The sequence below is a fragment of the Nostoc cf. edaphicum LEGE 07299 genome (genome assembly GCF_015207245.1).
Taxonomy (GTDB): Bacteria; Cyanobacteriota; Cyanobacteriia; order Cyanobacteriales; family Nostocaceae; genus Nostoc; species Nostoc edaphicum_B.
In genome coordinates this window covers 1-3,734 of the sequence record NZ_JADEXF010000611.1, presented here as the reverse complement: position 1 = coordinate 3,734, position 3,734 = coordinate 1, and the positions used below count along the sequence as shown (strand labels likewise).

The 3,734-nt window shown below is 43.8% G+C and carries 4 protein-coding genes; all 4 read left to right on the top strand.

Features of this window, described 5'->3' with window-relative positions; all coding sequences use genetic code 11:
* Positions 1-46: 46 nt before the first annotated feature.
* The 4 genes from IQ229_RS17720 (at position 47) to ureC (ending at position 3,333) form a co-directional block, all read left to right on the top strand.
* Positions 47-886: an urease accessory protein UreD gene (locus tag IQ229_RS17720; RefSeq protein WP_194045951.1), complete on the top strand. Its 840-nt coding sequence runs from the start codon at positions 47-49 to the stop codon at positions 884-886.
* 39 nt (positions 887-925) lie between these two features.
* On the top strand, positions 926-1,228 hold the full coding sequence (ureA, locus tag IQ229_RS17715; protein ID WP_114081110.1) for an urease subunit gamma: 303 nt from the start codon (positions 926-928) through the stop codon (positions 1,226-1,228).
* 21 nt (positions 1,229-1,249) lie between these two features.
* On the top strand, positions 1,250-1,555 hold the full coding sequence (locus tag IQ229_RS17710) for an urease subunit beta (RefSeq protein ID WP_194045949.1): 306 nt from the start codon (positions 1,250-1,252) through the stop codon (positions 1,553-1,555).
* Positions 1,556-1,617: 62 nt separating this feature from the next.
* Positions 1,618-3,333, top strand: a complete 1,716-nt coding sequence (gene ureC, locus IQ229_RS17705; protein WP_194045940.1) for an urease subunit alpha — start codon at positions 1,618-1,620, stop codon at positions 3,331-3,333.
* Positions 3,334-3,734: the final 401 nt, after the last annotated feature.

The following is a 3,734-nucleotide window of genomic DNA, read 5'->3' as shown; positions in this document are numbered from 1 at the left end:
CATTAAATAAATATAAAATATCTGAACTTTAATCTTGAATTTATAAATGACCTGCAATCCGCAAATAGCAGAAGGTTGGCATGGCAAACTTAATTTAGTCTATGCTGATCGCCAGGGTAAAACCCAATTAATTTACAATCACCAACAAGCGCCCCTGAAGGTACAACGCCCATTTTACCCAGAAGGGGAAAAAGTTTGTCATAGCGTAATTTTACACACGGCTGGGGGTATGGTGGGAGGCGATCGCTTATCCTCTAATATCCACCTCCAACCCCAAGCCCAAGCCTTAATCACTACAGCTACTGCAAGCAAAATATATCGCAGTAATGGCTTACAAGCTAGACAAACCATCCAGATGCAAGTTGATGCTGGCGCTTATTTAGAATGGTTGCCGCAAGAGACAATTTTATTTAACGACGCGATTTTTCGGCAAGATTTACGGGTAGAATTGGCCACCGGGGGCAGTTGGTTAGGCTGGGAAATTACCCGATTTGGTCGCAGTGCTAGAGGAGAAAAATTCTTGCAAGGGGAATGGCGATCGCACACGGAAATTTGGCAGCAAGGTATTCCTTTGTGGATTGATCGGCAATGGTTACGGGGTAGCGAAGAAACTTTTCACAGTCCCCACGGTTTGGCTGGAAAACCAATAGTAGGTAGTCTTGTTTGGGTTGGTGGTGCAGTTTCAGCAGAAATTGTCGAAAAAACGCGAAATTTATGGAATGGGGAAGGAGAAGCGGGTGTTAGTCGATTACAACATGGATTATTGTGTCGATATCGCGGTGCTTCTACATCTGAGGTGAGAAACTGGTTTATTGATGTTTGGAAGTTGCTGCGAGTTTCTTTTTTGAATCGTGGTAATTGTATACCAAGAGTGTGGCAGGTTTAAACGAACCGCAGAGGCGCAGAGAACACAGAGGAGATAAGAATGCAACTTACGCCGCAGGAAAAAGATAAGCTATTAATTTTTACTGCTGCTTTATTAGCAGAAAGACGTAAAGGAAGGGGTTTAAAACTGAATTATCCCGAAGCGATCGCTTATATTTCTGCTGCCATTCTAGAAGGTGCAAGGGATGGGCAAACTGTAGCTGAATTAATGAGTTATGGTACAACTCTATTGACGCGGGATGATGTTATGGAAGGAATATCAGAAATGGTGCATGACGTACAGGTAGAAGCGACTTTTCCTGATGGCACAAAGTTAGTAACAGTACATAATCCAATTCGTTAAGTTTAAAAATTTGAATTTATTATGATTCCTGGGGAAATTATCACACCATCAGGTGAAATTGAACTAAATGTTGGTCGTCCAACTATAAAATTGCAAGTTTCAAATACAGGCGATCGCCCCATACAAGTAGGTTCTCACTTTCACTTTTATGAAGTCAACACCGCCTTAAACTTTGACAGAGAACAAGCGCGAGGAATGCGCCTCGATATCCCCGCAGGAACCGCAGTCCGCTTTGAACCAGGCGACGAAAAAGAAATAACTCTAATCCCCTTAGTCGGTACTCGCCAAGTCTACGGCTTCAACGCCAAAATTAACGGAAACCTCTAAAAACCTCCGCGTACCTCTGCGCTTCCCTCCGCGTCCCTTTGCGTTAAAAAGAAGGATTTTATATGCCTTACAGAATGGATCGCCGCGCCTATGCCGAAACCTATGGCCCCACAGTAGGCGATCGCATCCGACTTGCAGACACAGAATTATTCATAGAAGTTGAACAAGATTTCACCACCTACGGCGATGAAGTAAAATTCGGCGGCGGTAAAGTCATCAGAGACGGAATGGGACAATCCCCCATTTCTAACGCCGATGGTGCTGTAGATTTAGTAATTACTAATGCCTTAATTCTCGATTGGTGGGGTATTGTCAAAGCGGATATTGGCATTAAAGATGGCAAGATTTTCAAAATTGGTAAAGCCGGAAATCCTTATATTCAAGATAATGTAGATATTATTATTGGCCCCGGTACTGAAGCCTTAGCTGGTGAAGGAATGATTCTCACTGCTGGCGGTATTGATGCCCATATTCATTTTATTTGCCCCCAACAAATTGAAGTTGCGATCGCTTCTGGTATTACCACCATGATCGGCGGCGGTACTGGGCCAGCTACGGGTACAAATGCCACTACCTGCACTCCCGGCCCTTGGAATATTTACCGAATGCTGCAAGCTGCTGATGCTTTTCCCGTCAACTTAGGATTTTTGGGCAAAGGTAACGCTAGTCAACCCCAAGGGCTTGTAGAACAAGTAGCCGCCGGTGCAATGGGGTTAAAACTTCATGAAGATTGGGGAACTACGCCCGCAGCAATTGATACTTGCCTCAGTGTTGCCGATGAATATGATGTACAAGTAGCGATTCATACTGATACTCTAAATGAAGCCGGATTTGTCGAAGATACGATCGCCGCTTTCAAGAATCGTACCATTCACACCTACCACACCGAAGGCGCAGGCGGCGGACACGCACCAGATATCATCAAAGTTTGCAGCCAAGCCAACGTTCTGCCATCTTCCACTAATCCCACACGTCCTTATACTCTAAATACCTTAGACGAACACCTGGATATGTTGATGGTATGCCATCACCTCGACCCAGCGATCGCCGAAGATGTCGCTTTTGCCGAATCTCGCATCCGTCGGGAAACCATTGCTGCTGAAGACATTTTGCACGACTTAGGCGCATTTAGCATGATTTCTTCCGATTCTCAGGCAATGGGAAGGGTAGGCGAAGTGATAATTCGTACCTGGCAGACATCTCACAAAATGAAGGTGCAACGGGGAACTCTTAACCCACAAGGAACTGAGCAACAAGCAGACAACTTTCGGGCAAAAAGATATGTTGCTAAGTATACGATTAACCCAGCGATCGCTCACGGAATTGCTCAATATGTCGGTTCAGTGGAAGAGGGAAAATTAGCAGATTTATGTTTGTGGCGTCCGGCATTTTTTGGCGTGAAGCCAGAGATAGTAATTAAAGGCGGGATGATTGCATGGTCGCAAATGGGCGATGCTAACGCCAGTATTCCCACACCGCAACCAGTGTATATGCGACCGATGTTTGGTAGTTTCGCAGGGGCGCGTCATGCCACATCATTAACTTTTGTTTCCCAAGCAGCTTTAGAAAAAGAAATTCCCAGCCAGTTAGGTTTACAAAAATCAGCAGTTGCAGTTTCTGGAACACGCCAATTGAGTAAGCGGGATATGAAACTGAATGATGCACTACCCCACATTGAAGTAGATCCAGAAACATACCAAGTCAGGGCTGATGGTGAGTTACTGATTTGTGAACCTGCGACAGTTTTACCAATGGCACAGAGGTACTTTTTGTTTTAATTCATCACAGACCAATCTACTGAAGTTAGAGGTCATTGTAAAATACAATGCTCTGATAGCTGCTGGCTTGTAAAAAGATTCAAATGAACCTAAGTCACTATAAGTCAAATAAATAACTACAAAACAAAATTGCGACATTGAACTCAGTCCAGTAACTGAGGCGATCGCAATGTTAGAAATATTAATTACTCTGATTCTCAAGAAATCTATTGAAGTTATCCTAGTGCTATTGCTGAAAAAATTTGGGCATGGCTGCTGAGGTATGAAAGCTTCCAATGTATCAACCACTTTCTGAAAATGCAGATTCTTATACTCTATCTTGATTGGATTTTGCTCAAAACATCTCTCAAGTCTCTGCCTGAGCCAACAAAAGAGAACGATTCACACACATATAGCTAAAC

Coding starts and splice junctions, on each gene's coding strand:
- ureC (WP_194045940.1), top strand. CDS start 1,618: ATGCCTTACAGAATGGATCGCCGCGCCTATGCCGAAACCTATGGCCCC.
- IQ229_RS17720 (WP_194045951.1), top strand. CDS start 47: ATGACCTGCAATCCGCAAATAGCAGAAGGTTGGCATGGCAAACTTAAT.
- IQ229_RS17710 (WP_194045949.1), top strand. CDS start 1,250: ATGATTCCTGGGGAAATTATCACACCATCAGGTGAAATTGAACTAAAT.
- ureA (WP_114081110.1), top strand. CDS start 926: ATGCAACTTACGCCGCAGGAAAAAGATAAGCTATTAATTTTTACTGCT.